The sequence below is a fragment of the Rhodococcus sp. C-2 genome (assembly GCF_027854095.1).
GTDB classification, from domain to species: Bacteria; Actinomycetota; Actinomycetes; order Mycobacteriales; family Mycobacteriaceae; genus Rhodococcus_F; species Rhodococcus_F qingshengii.
In genome coordinates, this window is record NZ_JAQGFI010000001.1 from 631,799 (window position 1) to 650,203 (window position 18,405).

14 protein-coding genes are annotated in these 18,405 nt (G+C 61.6%); 3 read left to right on the forward strand and 11 right to left on the reverse strand.

What is annotated here, in order from left to right; translation table 11 throughout:
- Positions 1–106 precede the first annotated feature (106 nt).
- The gene (locus PCS43_RS02800; RefSeq protein WP_007735099.1) at positions 107–1,273 is read left to right on the forward strand and encodes a PucR family transcriptional regulator; all 1,167 of its coding nucleotides are present in this window, start codon (positions 107–109) and stop codon (positions 1,271–1,273) included.
- A 51-nt stretch (positions 1,274–1,324) separates the two neighbouring features.
- Here PCS43_RS02800 and PCS43_RS02805 read toward each other — a convergent pair whose 3' ends face one another.
- Positions 1,325–2,245, reverse strand: coding sequence for an alpha/beta hydrolase (locus PCS43_RS02805; protein ID WP_007735097.1), 921 nt, complete (start codon positions 2,243–2,245; stop codon positions 1,325–1,327).
- Between the two features lie 176 nt (positions 2,246–2,421).
- On the opposite strand from PCS43_RS02805, the gene PCS43_RS02810 reads away from it, so the two are divergent.
- A complete protein-coding gene (locus PCS43_RS02810) occupies positions 2,422–3,885 on the forward strand; it encodes a glycoside hydrolase family 5 protein (RefSeq protein WP_209908373.1) in 1,464 nt (487 codons plus the stop codon).
- Positions 3,886–3,936: 51 nt separating this feature from the next.
- Here PCS43_RS02810 and PCS43_RS02815 read toward each other — a convergent pair whose 3' ends face one another.
- The 3 genes from PCS43_RS02815 to PCS43_RS02825 all read right to left on the reverse strand — a co-directional run bounded on the left by PCS43_RS02815 (position 3,937) and on the right by PCS43_RS02825 (position 8,107).
- On the reverse strand, positions 3,937–4,599 hold the full coding sequence (locus PCS43_RS02815) for a GAP family protein (protein ID WP_193595365.1): 663 nt from the start codon (positions 4,597–4,599) through the stop codon (positions 3,937–3,939).
- A gap of 313 nt (positions 4,600–4,912) precedes the next feature.
- Positions 4,913–6,340: a hypothetical protein gene (locus tag PCS43_RS02820; protein WP_054827139.1), complete on the reverse strand. Its 1,428-nt coding sequence runs from the start codon at positions 6,338–6,340 to the stop codon at positions 4,913–4,915.
- 102 nt (positions 6,341–6,442) lie between these two features.
- Complete coding sequence (locus PCS43_RS02825) at positions 6,443–8,107, reverse strand: alpha/beta hydrolase (RefSeq protein WP_209908371.1); 1,665 nt, start codon at positions 8,105–8,107, stop codon at positions 6,443–6,445.
- 406 nt (positions 8,108–8,513) lie between these two features.
- Here PCS43_RS02825 and PCS43_RS02830 point away from each other — a divergent pair, with 406 nt between their 5' ends.
- Positions 8,514–10,667 (forward strand): ATP-binding protein, encoded by a 2,154-nt coding sequence (locus PCS43_RS02830; RefSeq protein WP_257230685.1) that lies wholly within the window; start codon positions 8,514–8,516, stop codon positions 10,665–10,667.
- A gap of 82 nt (positions 10,668–10,749) precedes the next feature.
- Here the strand turns inward: PCS43_RS02830 and PCS43_RS02835 are convergent, their stop codons facing one another.
- The 7 genes from PCS43_RS02835 to PCS43_RS02865 are packed head-to-tail and all read right to left on the reverse strand — an operon-like array spanning position 10,750 to position 18,405.
- Positions 10,750–12,567 carry an ABC transporter ATP-binding protein/permease gene (locus tag PCS43_RS02835; protein ID WP_007735090.1) on the reverse strand — a complete coding sequence of 606 codons (1,818 nt, stop codon included), beginning with the start codon at positions 12,565–12,567 and terminating at the stop codon, positions 10,750–10,752.
- Between the two features lie 31 nt (positions 12,568–12,598).
- Positions 12,599–13,348 (reverse strand): DUF6390 family protein, encoded by a 750-nt coding sequence (locus PCS43_RS02840; RefSeq protein ID WP_209908369.1) that lies wholly within the window; start codon positions 13,346–13,348, stop codon positions 12,599–12,601.
- Positions 13,348–14,418 (reverse strand): hydrogenase expression/formation protein HypE, encoded by a 1,071-nt coding sequence (gene hypE, locus PCS43_RS02845; RefSeq protein WP_007735089.1) that lies wholly within the window; start codon positions 14,416–14,418, stop codon positions 13,348–13,350. The genes PCS43_RS02840 and hypE overlap by 1 nt, the downstream gene beginning before the upstream one ends.
- On the reverse strand, positions 14,408–15,520 hold the full coding sequence (hypD, locus tag PCS43_RS02850; RefSeq protein WP_007735088.1) for a hydrogenase formation protein HypD: 1,113 nt from the start codon (positions 15,518–15,520) through the stop codon (positions 14,408–14,410). Before hypD ends, hypE begins: the two co-directional genes overlap by 11 nt.
- Positions 15,517–15,816, reverse strand: coding sequence for a HypC/HybG/HupF family hydrogenase formation chaperone (locus PCS43_RS02855; RefSeq protein ID WP_003942168.1), 300 nt, complete (start codon positions 15,814–15,816; stop codon positions 15,517–15,519). Before PCS43_RS02855 ends, hypD begins: the two co-directional genes overlap by 4 nt.
- 16 nt (positions 15,817–15,832) lie before the next feature.
- Complete coding sequence (hypF, locus tag PCS43_RS02860; RefSeq protein ID WP_209908367.1) at positions 15,833–18,121, reverse strand: carbamoyltransferase HypF; 2,289 nt, start codon at positions 18,119–18,121, stop codon at positions 15,833–15,835.
- Positions 18,118–18,405: a HypC/HybG/HupF family hydrogenase formation chaperone gene (locus tag PCS43_RS02865; protein WP_007735086.1), complete on the reverse strand. Its 288-nt coding sequence runs from the start codon at positions 18,403–18,405 to the stop codon at positions 18,118–18,120. Before PCS43_RS02865 ends, hypF begins: the two co-directional genes overlap by 4 nt.

Sequence of the window (18,405 nt, forward strand, 5' to 3'; positions counted from 1 at the left end):
TGCCTCCCGTCACTATGGCGGGACCATGGGTGAACCCCGGAATCCACGACGCTCGTTCGTGAAATTCACGGGACGCAAGACCAAGCACGCACAAAGGAGTAACCCCGTGGACGTAACCGACGTCGAAGAAGAAGACACGATCCGACGGTTGTGTCGCGAGGTTTCCGACGAGCTCGAAGCGCTCACCGAGCGCGCGGTACAACAGATTCGCAGCGAACTCCCGGCCTACTCCGCGGTACCAGTGGCCGAGCAAGGCAACTACATCCGCAAACAGTTGTCCGCAATGCTGTGTGCCGTCGCCGAGAACGAAACGATCACCACAGAAGACACCGACCGAAACCGCGAACTCGGGCGCCGTCGCGCGATGCAAGGGCTCCCCCTCTCCGATGTCATCGAGACCTATCACATTGCATCTCGTGAGCTCTGGGACACGATGGTCCAGCGGTCCACGAAACCAACACACGAGCTGCTGCAAGCAGGCGGCAAACTCTGGGACCTCGTTCACGCCGCGACGAGCGCAGTCGCAGTCGGACACTCCGAGGCAACGCGCAGCGAGCAGGCCATCCGCGCCGGCGTTCGATACCGATTCTTCGAAACACTGCACAGTGCAACGGATATGGAACTGAGCAACGCCCGAGAGCTGGCACAAACCCTCGGATTCGATACACAGAAATCGTTCCAAGCACTGTCGGCCGTCGAGGACGAATGGTCAGAAGCACAAGTGGAACACCTGCAACGAACCCTGGATTCCGTGCATGTTGTCGCGCATTGCAGTCGACATGGCTCCCGAGTAATCGTGATGTGTCAGGGCGAACCAACCGAAGTCATCCACGCAATCATGCGAGATCATCCACGAACGTCACTAGGTATCGGGATGCCCCGGGTCGGGCTCGTCGGCGCAGCTCAAAGCATCACCGACGCCGAGCGCACATTGCAGTTGGCGACAGCGCCGGGCACGACGGTCAGTTTTGCCGACGAATGGCTCATCGCCACTCTTGCCACCCACCAGGACGAGCTGCTGCCGCTTCTACAGGCCGGGGCATCTGTGGCCGAAGAGCACTCACATCTGATGGACGCCGTCCGCGCCTTCGCGCGAAGCGGGTTCTCTGTCAGCGCCGCCGCCCGTGACATCCACCTACATGCGAACTCTGTCACCTATCGACTCGACCGCTGGCAGCATCTGACTGGATGGGATGCGCGAACCCTCGACGGCCTGATGAAATCCATGGTGAGCCTCGAATTGTTTCATCGTAAAACGCTCGCCAAGATCTGACACCGAACACAGTCCGCTTTTCCTCGGCACACTGAACCGCGCCCGTGCTTGTCACGCGGGGTCGGAGTCGAGTCGATTCCGAAGCCAAGCACCCATATCTAGCGCAGCACGCCGGGCAACAGGCGTTGGGTGGTTTGTAAATCCATGCGGGACATCAGGATAGAGACGCAAGTCGACGTCGTTTCCGGCCGCCGACAGTCGCGCCACCATGGCAAGGTTCTCTGCCAGGACCACGTCTTCTGATCCAACGACAACGAGGGTCGGCGGCAGGCCGCTGAGGTCGCCGAATGTCGGAGAAATATCCGGAAGAGTGCGATCATCGACATGGCCGACGTAGGCTTCGATGAAGTATTCGTCGCTGATGGTGCGGCCCGCGGGAGTCTGGGCACTGACGTCGTACGTGCCCGCTTCCAGCACCGCACCCGAAAATGCCTTGGCCAGACCTCGATCACGAAGGCGCAGCAACGTCGTCGTCACCAAGGTTGCTCCCGCCGACACGCCACCGATGGCGAGCCTGGTCGTCCCGAACCGTTCGGCAGCGACATCAAGCAGCCACAAGGCGACCGCCTCACAATCGTCCGGCGCTGCCGGCCAAGGGAATTCCGGTGCAAGCCGGTAATCGACGGTAACCACTACCACCCCGACCTCGTCGGCAAGTCTCATGCTTCGGGCGTCAGCGCTGGCCGCTGAACTCATGTAGAAACCCCCACCCGGAAGATACAGATAGACCCCGTTGACATCGCCGTCTTTCGGAGTGACTACGCGCACCGAAACGGATCGGCCCTCGATGTCGAGTGTGTGTTCAACAGCCCGGCTCGCCGTGGGATCAACCACCCTGGATGCTCGCACCACAAGCAGTTCTTGCAGGGAACTCGGACCGACACCGGCAGGCCGCGACGCATAGAACGCTCGCGTACTCGCCAAATCGTCACGAGGCATTTGTTCGATCAGATCAGTCAATGCAAGCTTCACCAGGGCTCCCTCGGGTCGAGACTTGTCGACAATGATGACACCTCCAGCAGGAGCACGTGTCCGACGTGTTCTCGGCAACGCGGGGCCGTGACAGGTATGAGCAAACCGCGCCGGAAAGAGGTCTTCTCACGCTAGCCTCGACTCGGAATTGGACGTTTGTCTAGAAAGGTCGATGGATGCGTGCGCTGTTGCTTGCCACCCTCGCAATCCTGGTCCTCCAGATTGCAACTCCGGCGGCGAACGCTGCACCACCGGATCCGGGCTGGACTCTCCCCCAACTGACCGTCGCAGATCGAACGATCAAGGACGTCGACGGACGAACGGTGTTGCTCCGCGGCGTGAACGCCAACGGTCTCAATGACTACGCAACCAACGGCACCGGTCTACCCACCGTTACGCCGCTGGGAAGAACGGACTTCGCGCAGATGGCAGCGCTGGGCTTCAACGTCGTCCGGCTCAACGTCGCGTGGTCCCTCCTGGAACCGACCCGCGGTGCATTCGACACTGCGTACGTCGACCGCGTTCGAGTAGCGGTCGAGGATGCAAAAGACCACGGCATCTACACCGTTCTCGACATGCATCAGGATGCATGGGGCCCGTACGTCGGCACTCCGAGCGACCAGTCGTGCCCGTCATTCATGCGGCCGGGAGTCGGCTGGGACGGCGCACCCGAGTGGGCAACCCTGACCGGCGGATGGACAACCTGCAACATCGGTGGGCTCAGGGAAGCCGCACCCGCGATCGCCCATGCCTTCCAGGCGTTCTACGACGACGAGCAAGGAATCCAGAGTCGCCTCGTCGCGACGTGGGCGCGGTTGGCTGCCGAGTTCAAAGACGAACCAGCTGTAGCCGGATACGACCTGTTGAACGAACCGAACCCCGGCCTGCGCGATCCATTCACGGCAGCTGATCAGATCGGGCAGTTCTACAAGCGGGCCACCGACGCCATCAGACAGGCCGAAGCAGGAGGATTTCCACACCTCGTGTTCTTCGAGCCCAGCGCGATCTGGTCGGCTTTCGGCCTCGACGCGCTGCCTCCACGCCATTACCTGACCGATCCCCTGGTGGTCTTCTCGCCCCATCTCTACAGCGAATCGATAACGGTCAGTAGCGAATTTCCCGGAATCGAAGACGGATTCAAGATCGCCGACCTCGCTGCCGCCTGGTACGACGCACCGTTGTGGACGGGTGAATGGGGTTGGTTCGGCGACGCCGACGAGCAGAGAGCAGACGTCGACCGCTTCGTCGATGCCACCGACAAGTACCGGATGGGCGGCGCGTGGTGGTCGTGGACACAAGCGTGCGGTGACCCCCACCCGGTTCGCGACGGCAATACCCACCAGCCACAGGGAAATCTGAATCGCATCGACTGCCCGTCCGGTGAATCACTCGGGCTCGTAGAGGGATTCGCCGCGCCACTCTCGCGAGCGTATCCGCGGGCAGCGCCCGGCACGCTGACGGAGGTATCGCGTGACGGGTTTGACGGGAGCGGCACCGGACGGGTCGAGGCCTGGTACCCCGGCACCGACCGGCCACAGCTCGAGACCACGAATCTCTCCGACGTCCGACTGTCCCCGATCGAGGGCGGATGGCAACTGATCGGTCACGCCGACGGCGACTACGCGGTCAAGCGCGCCTGATCGAACGATCATCCGGGAATCGCGCGTTCACACCACGCGAAAGAGCGGGTATCAGAAGATTCCGCCAATTCCCTTGCCGATCAGAACAACTCCGACGACCAAGATCAACACACTCATCACCGTGGTGTTGTTGTCCTCGAGCCAGACTTTGAGATTGGCCAATGGCTTTCGCAGGCGATCAGCAGCCACCAGGTATCCGATGACCGGGATCGCGACAGTTGAACTGGCGATGACCGTGAATACGAGAATCGAGGTGATCGCTCCGCTGGTCGCCAACGACGCCGAGCCGATCGACACTCCGGCCGCGATGCACATGAGCAGGTTCTTCGGGTTGATCGCGGCGAGCGCGAATCCAAGGCCCAATCCCTTGGCCGCGGTCATCTCGTCGACGGCTTGCATCCACTTCGGTGTTTCGTGCTCGACGCTTTGGTCGCGCCACTGCTTGACCCCGACGGCCAACAGGAGGACACCGAGAGCTAGTTTGATCCACGAAACCGTGGCGGACGGTCCGTCGTCTGACGTGCTGACGACACTGGACAAGATGACGAAAAGAACTGTAGCGATGAAGATTCCGAGTAACCAGCCCACCGCGAACCCGGCGCTGGTGCTACCCGCTCGCTTGGAGAGCAACATCAAGATGGTGGCGATGACGGCCACCGGCGACACGGCGACACCGACGGCCAACGGGAGAAGTTCTCCGACAACGGAACCCATGTCAAAACTCATTTCTGATTGCGGCAAGCAGGATAGGCGGTAGGCGAGAAAAGCCGCCCCTGTCCGCCACGACGGACAACAGAGCACAGCCGATACCGCTGCGCGACAATGCTGACACTGCGAGCGCCTGCGTAGTTGATGCCTCATTCGAAAGGGATGAGTGCCTGAACCGCAGGCCCCGATTCCCCACCGAAGATCGCGAAAAGACTTGGTCAACGGTGTGTCGGCTGCGCTCGCAGCAGAGCGCAGCCGACATCATCGAGGAGGATCACCAGACACAATCTCGAGTAGTGACCTCACGCGTAAAGACGGGTTACTTCGCGCAGCCACTGCCCTCGAACGCGAGCTTGGACGTATATTGCCCGTCCGGCAGATACTCTCCCATCACTGCCTTCTCGTCACCGGGCGTCTTGGTGTCGTGTGCAGCGTGGCTGAAGTCCTTGGCCGGCAGCATGTTCCGCATGATCAAGAGGGAATCGTCGGGGTGCCCTGCGCCGTCACCGGCCGGCGAGAGCGAAAGCCATGACACCCCACATTCCTTCGTAGCGTTTGCGGGTCGGTCTTCAGGGAGCGACGCGACAATCGTGTAGCGACCATCCGCATCAGTGGCCATCTGCTCGTCGAACAGACACGTCGCTACCTTCGTCGTTGCCAGCGATTCATTGCTGCACATCGACCAGAACCGCATGTCGACTGCGCTGTCGAGATTCTTTGCGCCGCCTGTCGTCTTCGGAGTCCTCGGCAACTCTCCCCGAAGTACTAGAACTTCGCCGAACCCACGGTTGACTTCAGCGGTGACGTAGCTGTTGTCGATGTTGGAGTACTGCCCGCCCACCCGCTGGGGTGTGCCATCGCATTTGCCGAGATAGGTACAGCCGAGCGTGAACTCGGCGCTGTAGTACGCCCGCCAGACTGGTGTCTGCTCGGAAGGGAATGTCGCAGGCTTGCCCGGTTGGTCACGCAATGCCTTGTACGTGTCCAGCGGCAGCGAAGCCGGCTTCAAGATTCCGTTGTCCGCACCGACCGCTGAACACAGATCCTGCCCGCGCAACACCTGACCACCGGAAAGGTGCAGCTCTGGCTCCGGCAGTCCAACGCCGCCGGTGAGATCACGCCCGTTGTCCGGCAGGTAGATGCGATAAAGCAGGCTTATCCGGTCCTGACCTGGCACACCGGCATACAAGGTGTTGGGTTTCGGCTCAGCAGGCGAGGCCTCGTTGAGGACGGAAGCCGTGTACGACCTGGCACTTTCGTTCGATCGATCGGCACCGGGAAGATAGGTATTGCGCGAGCCTGCGTCCGGAGCAGTCGAAATGTCATTGAGGACGGCGGTCGGCATCGCGGTTGCCGCGTTGTACGAGTTCAACGACTGATAGCGAGCATGCGCATACTGCCCTCGGATAACCAACTCGGCGTTCTCGGGGATTGTGAACTGCGCAGCCCAGTAAATCGCCGCAGTGTCAGGAAAGGCGTAGTTGAGCTGTGGGTCCGCGCGCTCGGGATTGATCGGCACGGACCAGAAGCAGGTCGACACCGGATGCTCGACGTCCGGTCCGCCGGATCCGAAATCGACAGAACCAGATTCGGATCCGCTAGCCGAACCGGTTCCTGATCCGGATCCGCTCGACGAACCGAAATCGACAGATCCGACCGCCGGCGCGGCAACCGCGGACCCAGCCCCGGCAAATACAGTGATCGCGCTCAGCGCCACCGCAGCTACGAGTGTTCTTGATGAATGCATCGCGCTCCTTGTTAGATAGCTGACAAACAGTGATAGAACGATCTAGAGCGAGTACTCCCGTCCAACGACGAGAGACCGTCACGAGGTCCGCACTCCGCACTACTACTTGGTGGGTTGAAAGTCGTTCGTCAGAGCGCGGCGAATCGCGTCGGTGTCCGACTGAGACCAGTTGTCGGGGTGCAGGATCCGCGCCCACATGTCCGCCGCCTCGGCACCGTAGTTGTGCCCGTGACCTGGCGGAACGTCCGCCGAGAAGACCATGTCGAGTGTCACCTGCCAGAATGTCACGAACGGTATCCACGTCATTCCCGGATCGACATCACGGCCGAGAGGCTCGGCAAGCCAGTCCGGCTTGTTCAGAAGCAGGTCGAAAGACCACCAGACAATTGGGTCGCTGGCGTGCTGCCAGTACACGACACGTGAGTCGTTCCACGGCGCATCCAGTTCGAGATCCTCCGGATAGGCAGCGAAACGAATCGACTGCCCGTCGTCGATCACCGGCACGGCTTCCCGTGAGCCGGAGTCACGACTGCTGGTGATCTCCTGCCATTGAGCGGTGAAGTTCGGAGTCCCCGACCACAACGCCCCATCCACCCGCGTCGCCATGTCCTGTGCTCCCGCGAACGCGGCCTGTCCCCCGTACGATCCGAGGCTCTCGCCGAAAACGACAAGCTTGGGGCGCTTGTCGAGCGGCAGATCGATCCACTTCGCATAGACAGAGTTGAACAGCGCCCGGCCTGCGGCCATCGGGGTTTCGCGATCGGCGATGAATGCCAAAGGGCTGGGAAGGAACGAGTACTGCATCGCCGCGATGGCGGTGTCGCCGCCCTGGACGTATTCGAAAGCGGACGCCACGTCGTCGTTCACCCAGCCGCGGCCGGTGGTGGTCACTACTGCCAGGACGGCACGGTCGAAGCCGCCGGTGCGCTCGAGTTCGTTGACGACCCGCTGCGCGACACCGTCGACGGAATCCGACGACTCACGGCCGGCGTACACGCGGATGGGTTGCTTCGCGTCCCGGCCGGTCAGCGCGGAAATCTGCACCGCAGACGGCCCGCTACCCATGAAGGTGCGACCCTCCTTGCCCAGCGAATCCCATGCCTCGGCAGACATGGGTGAACCACTGCGTTCGGCGATCAGAGGCTGGTCGATACCATCGGGCGTGTCGTTGTCCGCGCCGGAGAAACTCCAGTTCGCAAAAGCGATGAGCCCGTTGTAGAGGGCACCGTTGACGACGAAGATCGCCAACGCGAAGACGACGACCAAGCTCGCGACTTTCGCTGCTTCCTTGGGAACAAACCGCAGAGCAACGGCAGCGAGTCCTCTGGTGAGATGCCGCAGACCGCGACCCACCTCCAACAAGATCAACCACACCACCAGCGAAATCAGCAGCACCAGAAGATAGTTCGCCCGGTTCACGCGAGGCGCCTCGACCAGATCACGGACGATCTGCTGCCACCACGAACCCAAGATCAGAAAAAGAGGCACCAATATCACTGCCAGTACGGCGAGTACGGCCCAACCGATCCGCTTGGTCCGGTCCGACCATCTCGGTTCGACTCCGCATTTGCGGATCATCCACGCCACGCTCACACCGATGCCGTACCCGGTGGCGACGGAAATACCGGTTGCCACGCCCTGCAGGTACCACGCGCGCGGTAAGAGGGACGGGCTCATCGAGAGGACGAAAAACACCAGACCGAACGACAACCCGACCGAGTGCAGTGTCTTGCCGTAGCGCCGCACACCTTCCCACACACGTTTCATGCCCGAATCGTAAGTGCGCCAGAAAGATGAAATGCGCCTCTCATCCCTTTCGAATGAGGCGCGAACTACGTCGGTGGAAAGTGTTCGCTATTCCGCGTCATGCACCGAAAAGCTTCGACCCAACGGCAATCACGGGCGAACACCGGTGGTGCGTTGACAGATTTCACACACGCGATTCCGCGTACACTGTGTGGGGTCAATCCACTCAGCACGTACAAATTCGGCGCGATTCTCATGGCGGCAAAACGAGGAAACCTACCGATCGAACTGAGCAGTTTCGTCGGTCGCCGGTCCGAGGCCAAAGAAGTCCGACGCCTGCTGTCGGACTACCGGCTCGTGACCCTTACGGGCCTGGGTGGGGTCGGCAAAACCCGCTTGGCGCTCCGTGCCGCCGATGATTCCTCCCGTGCGTTCCCCGGGGGGCGTCTGGTTCGTCGACTTCAGCGAACTGCGGGAGCCGGCACTTCTCGATCAGACGATTCTTGCCGCACTCGGAGTACAAGACCGATCTACGCGGTCACCGCGATCGGTACTGATCGGCCGTCTCGTCGACGAACGTGTCCTGCTTGTTCTGGACAATTGCGAACACCTCATCGGCTGGGTGGCCGACACCGCCGCCGAACTCCTCCGGTACTGTGCCCGATTGGCACTTCTGGCGACCAGCCGAGAACCGCTCGACATTCCCGGCGAGATGGTATTACGGGTGCCGCCTCTGCGATTTCCCAACGAGGCGCCGTCGCCAACCGACACCCGTGATGGTGATGCGATGATGCTGTTCGAGCAGCGGGCACGTTCCTCCGTGACGGACTTCCGCATCACCAGCGAGAACAGCGCGGCTGTGGAGAAGATCGTCCGCCGGTTGGAAGGACTACCGCTGCCGATCGAGTTGGCGGCTGCCCGACTGAGGGCGATGTCGGTCGATCAGATCCTGCAAAAACTCGACGACCGCTTCCAACTGCTGACGCGGGGCAGCCGGAACGCTCCAGCGCGTCAACAGACGCTTGCACAGAGTATCGACTGGAGCTTCGATCTGTGTACGCCGCCGGAGAAGTCGTTGTGGGCGAACTCGAGCGTATTTGCGGGTAGCTTCGATCTCGGGTCCGTCGAAGGAATTCTCGCCGACGAAGCACAGAACGACGACTTGGGCGATCTCGTGATGTCCCTTGTCGACAAGTCGATCCTCATCCGTGAACAAAACGGCTCGTACGTCCGCTACCGCCTACTCGAGACTCTTCGCGACTACGGGCGTGAACTGGTGTCAGTCGACGAGTGGGTCTCGCTGCAGCGCAGGCACAGTGAGTGGTTCAGGCAACTCGTCTTCCGCGCCGGAGTCGACTGGACGGGGCCGCACCAAATCGACTGGATGACGCGGATCGACCGCGACTTACCCAACGTGCGCACCGCGTTGGAATTCGGTCTGACCGAACCCGACTCGGTCGAAGCCACATTGCGTACCGCAAGTGCTCTGCATGATTACTGGCTTGCACGTGGTCGATTCAACGAAGGTCGCTACTGGTTGGGTCGCGCCCTGGCCGAGGTGCCCGAACTGACCGAGGGCACTCTCGGTGACGCGGTAGTCGAGGCCGCCGCGACAGGCGCACTGCTGGCAGCCCTCCAACGAGATATCGCTTCGGCGACAAGCATTGCCGAAGAGGCTCGGCGACAGGCCGAGATGCAGCGGAACGACGACGGACGCATACTGGCGCGGTACACGCTCGGATTCGTCGCGGTCGCCGACGGCGATCTCGTGCGCGGCGCCGAGTACCTGGAGCAGGCTGTCGCAGCATTCCGGGCAAACGACGACATCGCCCGTCTGGTACCCGCGCTCTACTGGTTCGCCTTCGTCGTCGACGCACTCGGCGAAACCGACCGGGCTGCAAGTATTTACGAGGAGGAGTTGGCCCTCACCGAATCGCGCGGCGAAATCTTGTGGCGGTCGATGACGATGTCGGACTACGGATCCGCCCTGTGGCGTCATGGCAACCACGCTCGCGGTATCGAGCTACTCGAAGATTCTCTCCGATTGCTGCGAGGGCTGGGTAACCAGTTCGGATGTGCATGGTGCCTCGAGGAAATCGCGTGGACGCTTGTCGACCGGGACGCAAAGCTGGCAGCCACACTGATGGGAGCTGCCGACACGCTGTTCACCGCCACGGGCAGCCCGATGGACACCTTCAGGAGCATGGTCCCGTACCACGAAAACAGCGTGACCGAGGCTCGTAACCGGCTCGGAGACAGGGTGTTTCAAACAGCATTCGATCATGGACGAGCTCTGACTCTCGACGACGCAGCGGCCCGCGCGCTGAGAGAGCAACCGCCCGGTGGATCACCGAAATCGGCGGCCGACGAAGTGCTGACTCCGCGGGAGCAGCAGGTGGCCGAACTCGTCGCACAGGGCCTGACAAACCGAGCAATCGCGGACAAGCTGGTCATTTCTCAGCGCACTGTCGACGGCCACGTCGATCACATACTGAACAAACTGGGGTACGGCTCGCGCACCAGGATTGCGGCCTGGGTGCTCCAGCGCACAAACGACTTCCGCAACCCTTCGACCTCGTGACGGTCGGTGTCTTCGATCGATCGCGGCGCGGCGGGTAACCCGGCCGAATCCTGTCGCAAGAATCCGACCGTCGAAAGTTTTCTCAGCCTTCGTGATCAGCGAGAGTCCAGTGTCCCGCACCGCGCAGTTCGAGTTGTCGATTGTGAAAAACGTCGAGAGTGCTGCGATGCCCGACGCTGACAATGATGCTGTCGGGCAGTTCACGGCGAAGGATGTCGTAGAGCGTGTACTCGAGGCCTTCGTCGATTCCGGATGTCGCCTCGTCGAGAAATGCGGTTCGCGGTCGGATCAGGAGGACTCGGGCGAACGCCAACCGTTGTTGTTCGCCCGGCGACAGAATTCGAGTCCAATCAGCCGGCTCGTCGAGCCGACCGATCAAATGTGCGAGATGCACCTCGGCGAGCGCGTCGTGGAGCCTGCGGTCGTCGAAGTTCGAGCGCCCGGTGTTCGGCTGACCTGAGGGCAACTGGTCCGGATATACCAAACCCGCGCGCAGAGAACCCAATGGTAGGTATGGCCGTTGTGAGAGGAACAGGACGTCTCCGACCGGGGTGGTCACGGAACCGTTTGTGTACGGCCACAACTGCGCGATGCTGCGGAGCAGCGTGGTTTTGCCGCTACCCGACGGACCCTTCACCAGCAGTGCATCGCCGGGCCCCAGTGACATGTCGAGTTCGGAGATCAACGCCTCACCAACCGGCGTGCGCACGTCGAGTCCCCGAACAACCAAATGACTGCCAGCGGAGAACGCGTCGAGCACGGGAAGTGCGCGGGCACGACGATTGGCATCGGCGAGCCCGGTCAAACGGATCAGTGTGGCCCGGAAACTTGCAAAATCGGCATAGGACTCTCGAAAGAACGACAACGAATTGTGCACCTGGCCGAATGCTTGAGCAGTTTGCATCACGTCGCCGAAAGTGATCTGCCCGCTGAACAATCGAGATCCCTGGACCAGAAACGGAAACACCACCGCTGTCTGATCCACTGCCAGATTGAAGCCACTGAACTTGAGCGTCCGGAAGACGATCGCCCACATATTGCGGATCACTGCAGCAAAACGTAGTCCGAGCGTGCGTCGTTCGACGTTCTCTCCGCGATAGAAGGCGATGCTTTCGCCGTACTCCCGTAGTCGAACCAACGCGTACCGGAAGGTGGCGCCGAGTTTCTCGTTCAAGAAGTTCAGCATGATCAAAGGCCGGCCGATCCAGAATGCGAGTGCCGTGGTCACCAACACGTAGATGTAGACGAGAAAGATCATCGCTCGCGGAATCTCGGCACCGAAAACAGTCAACGGCCCGGACAGATCCCACAGGATCTTGGTGAAGCTGACGATCGACACCATTGCGGCGACGGCGCCCATGGACAACGTGCGGGACGACGTCGCGAATGCGGTGATGTCTGCCTGAATACGTTGGTCCGGATTGTCGACGGGGTTCTCCAGGAAGTTTCCGCGATAGTAGGCGCGGCCGTCGAGCCAATCGTCGGTCAATGTGTCATTGAGCCAACTGCGCCAATTGATATCGAGTGTTTGGCCCACCAGGTAGACGACGAGTGAGCTGGCGACGTGGACTGCGGCCAATATCGCGAACACTCGCAGGTAGTGCCAGAAAGCGGTTTCGTCGAGGTTCTGAATGGCGTCGTAGAAATCCTTGTACCAGTACGAGAACAACACCGTCACGCGGACACCGAATATCGTGAGCAGCAGCAGTAACGCGAGAATCGACAGCGGAATGACGGTGCGCCGGGGATCGAAGTAGGGCCAAGCCATTCGCCGAAACTGGTTGCCCCAGCGGGTATACCGAGCTAGCAGCAGCGCGGTGACGACGAGAACCGCTACCGTGATCGCATATGCCTCTGCCAACCACAGTGCGCTGTCCGTTACCGCGCTACCCCAATTCACCGTAGCCTCCGTCCTGGAGGGGAACTGACGATCAACTATCGGTCGACAGCATTCGGTTCGCGATCCGCAATCCCGAGTCTTCCGCGGCATCCAATGCACGTGATTGCTCTGCCGTTATCCTGTCGCACACCCAATCCCAGTGCATCGTCACCACAGCGCCGGGGACGGGCATCGCCGCAAGCGCGTTGCCCTCGACCCTCCACCGCACTCTCTGCGTTGCCGGTCGGCCGCGTGCGAGTTGCTCACCGTCGAACTCGAGCGGGGACGAAACCACCAATGCATGCTCCTCGCCGACGTCCTCGACCACTCCCCATCTGATCCGGCAGTTCTGGAGGACGGACAGTGGGACCGCACCGCGCTTCCGAAGAAGCTTGACCCACGGATACACCAGAAATACGTGAAAACTGTGGTGCGCGAGCGCGCGGTCCCGACCCCCGAGGACGGGGAGGAACCCGGTGTTCTCGCGTTCACCGAATGCCCCCCTCAAGTGCTGTAACAACTTCCCCGAATCGAGAGCGTCGAGGAGATCACCTCCCACCCAATAGGCTTCGATCACTCGCGAATCCAGGGGGTCGTCGATGCCCGCTCCTACAGCCAATGCCTCGAGGTACGGCCACGCACCGTCGAATTGACGAGCGTGATCACGGTCGCCGCTGCCCGAGTTGCCGCTGGCCAGACGAAGCAGCACTGAAGGATCGTCGGGTCCGCAGTAACCCAACTCGTTCGGCGGATACGCGTAGCGGGCAAACAATGCCGGCCCGTTCATACCGACGGCAGTCATCAGCAGATCCGAGGAAGTTGTTCACCTGCCGGCAAATCCACTACCCGATTGCCTCCCAATGCCGTACGCGCCACCACCATTGTGCGATGTTCGGCCACGCACTCCCCGATCACGGCGGCTCCCACACTCAGTGGATTGCCGTGCATCGCTTCCAGAACCAGGGCGGCATCTTCGCGTGGAACGAAAGCGATCAACTTGCCCTCGTTTGCGACGTACAACGGATCCAAGCCGAGTAGCCCACAGGCGTCGCGCACGTCAGCGGGAATCGGCAGATCTCGCTCCACCAGCGCAACCCCGATGTTCGACGCCTGAGCGATCTCGTTGAGGGTCGCGGCGACTCCGCCCCGCGTAGGGTCGCGCAGGACGTGGATGTCGACGCCGGTGGCAATCATGTCGGCCACCACGCCGTTCAGGGCCGCACAATCACTGCGCACTTCGGTCCCGAATTCGAGACCTTCGCGACAACTCATCACGGCCACGCCGTGAACGCCGATGTCGCCGCTGACGATCACGACGTCACCCACTTGTGCGCGAGTGGGGCTGATGTCCACCCCGTCTGCGACAATCCCGATTCCTGCGGTATTGATGAAGACTCCGTCGCCGTGACCGGCATCGACGACCTTGGTATCACCCGTCACCAGCCGAACGCCGGCAACGTGCGCGGCCTCACCGAGCGCCTTCGCGATTCCCGCGATGTCGGTCAGCGCCGTTCCTTCTTCCAGGATGAATGCCGTCGACATCACCAATGGCTGCGCTCCCGCCATCGCCAGGTCGTTCACCGTTCCGTTGACAGCGAGATCGCCGATCGTTCCGCCGGGAAACACCATGGGTTTGACGACATACGAGTCGGTCGAGAACGCGAGCCGCACCCCGCCGACGTCGAATACGGCCGAGTCACCGAGTTCTGCATCGGCAGCGCTTCCGAACGAGGGCAGGAACAGGTGCTCGATGAGCTCGGCGGACATCGCTCCTCCACCACCGTGCCCCATGACGATGTTCGGCGAATCACGCAGCGGCAGTGGGCAGACCCACGCCGACAAGTCCACGACAGCGGTCTCCTCAGCCGGCATGACCCGCCTCCTGAAGTTCCAGGCGCCGGTACAGGTAGTACGCGGCGCACGCCCCCTCGGACGACACCATCGTGGCACCGAGCGGATTCCGTGGAGTGCATTCCTTCCCGAAGGCACTGCACTCGTGTGGCTTGATCAAACCTTGCAACACTTCTCCGGAACGGCAGACGCTCGACTCGTCGGTATGGATATCGGTCACCGAAAAACGCTCTTCGGCATCAAAATACGCATACTTCGGTGCCAGCTGCCAACCGCTGTCCGGGATCGATCCGATGCCGCGCCACGTCCGGTCCGACACGGCGAACACATCCTCGAGCATCGCTTTCGCTGCGGTGTTGCCCTGCGCGGTGACGGCACGGGCGTAAGCATTTTCGACCTCGTATCGACCCGATTCCAACTGCAGCACCGTCTTTCTGATGCCCTCCAGCAGATCCAGCGGCTCGAATCCGGTGACGACGATCGGGACCTTGTACTTCTCGGCCAGCGCCGGGTACTCCGACGTTCCCATCACACTGCATACATGCCCGGCCGCCAGAAATGCCTGCACGCGGCACTCTGGCGAATCCATGATCGCGGCCATCGCCGGCGGGACCAGAACGTGCGAGACGAGTAGCGAGAAGTTCTCGATACCCAGGCGATTGGCCTGATAGACGGTCATGGCGTTGGCCGGCGCGGTGGTCTCGAATCCGATCCCGAAGAACACCACTTGCCGGCCCGGATTCTCCTTGGCAATAGTCAGTGCATCCAACGGTGAGTACACCACCCGCACGTCACCGCCGGCGCTCTTGATGCGGAACAGATCCGACGAACTCCCCGGAACTCGCAACATGTCCCCGAAGGAGCAGAAAATGACATCGGGTCTTGCCGCGATTTCGAGAGCTTTGTCGATGATCTCGAGCGGGGTGACACAGACCGGGCATCCGGGTCCGTGGATCATCTCGATCTGTTGGGGAAGTAATTGATCGATGCCGTGTCTGATGATCGAATGTGTCTGACCACCACACACTTCCATGATCGCCCATCGCCGTGTGGCCAGCGCACGGATCTGATCCAGCAGTTTGCCGGCCAGTTCCGGATCGGAGAACTCGTCCAGATATTTCATGATTCCGTCTCCTTCGGTTCGATCCCCGCGGCCCGGGCAGCCCTTTCGAACCCGTCACCGAATTCCTCTTCCAGTACGCCGAGGTGCTCGAATTCCGCCAGCGTGCTGCGAGCGGATTCCTCGTCGAGTCGCTGGATGGCAAATCCGACGTGCACCACGACGTACTCGCCGACTTGGGCGCCCGGAATGTACTCGAGGCACACTTCTTTTCGGACGCCACCGAAGTTCACCACCGACATCGTCGTTCCGTCGCGTTCCTCCAGGGACTCGATACGTCCCGGTACGGCTAGGCACATGACACAACTCCTGACCTCATGACGAACTCCCCACCAGCACTTGGCCGTAGGCGAGACCGCCGTCGTTCGGCGGCAACTCCAGTCCTGTCAACGGCGTGAATCCAGCGTCTGAGAGCAGAGCACACGCCCGAACGAGCAGTAGCGGGTTCTGAAAGACACCTCCGGTGAGTACTACCTCGTCCACTCCCGCCAGTTCCCGGCCACGAATTGCCCACTCGAGCACCAGGTGCGCTACGGATTCGTGGAAACGGGCGCCGATCACTTCAGCGGGCAACTTCTCCCGGAGATCGCGGACAACAGCCCGAATGACCGACCGCGGATCTGCTGTCCACGAATCGTCGTCCGACTGCGTCCAATCGAAGGTGTACCGCGAACCGGCGCTGTCGACTCCCCTCGACACCCCCTCCAACTCGATGGCAGCCTGCGCTTCGTAGTCGACCCTCTGACGGACCCCGGTCAGCGAGGAGACTGCGTCGAACAACCGCCCCATGCTCGAGGTGTCCACACACCCGAAACCGGTTTCCATCTGGTGAAGTAGGACCGACTGCTCTCGGGGCGGACAGGCTGCCACGGGCGCGAGGTCGGATTCCCAGTCCAACCCGGCATGCCACAGGTGGGCGAGCGCCATTCGGTACGGCCGTTCCACTCCGGCATCGCCACCGGGCAGCAGTACGTATCCCAGATGCGCGAGACGGCGATAACCCTTGTACGTCGCCAGCAGTAGTTCCCCTCCCCACACTGCGCCGTCCGCCCCGTAGCCGGTGCCGTCGAACGCTATTCCGAGAACTGGTTCGCTCCCGTCCCGGCCGTTCTCCCCCATCACGGAAGCCACATGTGCGTGGTGATGCCCGACGATGCGCACCGGTCGGTCACCACTACGACTGCGAGCCCACGAGGACGAGCGATACCGAGGATGCTCGTCACAGGCGATCTGGTGCGGCACCACCCCCGTGATCGATTCGAAGTGACTCTCCGACGCAGCAAAACTGTCGATGACAGCGAGGTCGCCCATGTCTCCGATGTGCTGACTCGGCCACACATATCCGTCCTCGGCAAGACAGAAGGTGTTCTTCAGGTCGGCCCCGACCGCCAAGGTAGGCGGTACGTCGAACGGCGCGGTGACGGGCAGCGGAGCATATCCGCGCGAGCGACGAAGCAACTGTCTTCCACTGCCGACTATTCGCGTCACCGAGTCGTCACACGGCATCAAGATCGGACGGTTGTGGGTCAATACCCCGTCGGCCAGGTCACCCAATCGTTCGAGATCGTTGTCGGAGTACAGAATCGGCTCACCGCCGATGTTCGCCGATGTCATGACCAACACCGCTGGGCCCGCCTCTTCTCCGGCCAAACCCAGAAGAAGATGCTGAATCGGGTTGTAGGCCAGCATGATTCCGATATCCGGAATGCCGGGGGCAATCAAGGGGGAAAGCGCGTATCCAGACGCTTTGGCAACCAGCACAATCGGGCGCTCGCGCGAGGACATGGCATCAGCCTCGGCATCACCGACCACACCCAACTCTCCGGCTTCTGGCACATCGCGCACCATCACCGCCAACGGCTTGCTTGCTCGATGCTTGCGTTCACGCAACTCGTGAACCGCGCGGTCGTCGCGGGCATCACAAGCCAGGTGAAATCCTCCGATTCCCTTGACAGCAAGAATCTTCCCGTCTCGCAGTAGGGATCGGGCTCGTAGCAGTGCACCCTCACCGGTCACGGCGGGCGCGTCCCCTTCCACGAACGATAGCGTTGGACCGCACTGCGGGCAGGCAATCGGTTGCGCATGAAACCGGCGGTCGGCGGGATCCACGTACTCCGCCGCACAGTTCGAGCACAACGGGAATCGCTTCATCGTCGTAGCGGCCCGGTCGTAGGGCAGCGATTCGATGATCGTGAATCGCGGACCGCAGTTGGTGCAGGTGATGAATGGATGACGATATCGCCGATCGCTCGGATCAGTCAGTTCCCGGAGGCAGTCGTCGCAGATCCCGACATCCGCCGGCGCCAAGGTTCGCCCGACCGACCCCGCATCCGTCTCGACTATGCGAAACCCCTCACGACCAACCGGCCGCGAGTCCTCGCGCTCTACCGACTCCACCCGTGCCAGCGGTGGGGGGCGGTTTCGCACCCGAGCGACAAATGCATCGATTGTCTCTCCGTCGCCTTCGACGTCGATCACGACACCGAGAGCAGAATTTCCCACCGAACCCGACAGTCCCAGTTCGGTGGCGGTCGCATGGACGAACGGCCGGAAGCCCACCCCCTGGACTACGCCACGAACGATGACACGGCAGGCGATCTTCATGTCCCGACCTCGCCGTTACCAGTATCGGAGTCGACTACCTCACCGTCGTGGCCACCACGGCCCATCAGTTCGAGGCCGGCCCGAGCATGGCGAGCTCCCTGCTCGTCGACCTTCTCGACTGCAAAGCCCATGTGGATCACCACCCAGTCACCTGCCGTGACGGTGCCTTCGTCGAGCATTCCGATGTTGACCTTGCGTGGTGCCCCCTCCACGTCGACGAGAGCGAGTTGACCGCCGTATCCGTCCAGTAGTTCGCGTACCCGTCCCGGAATCCCCAGACACAT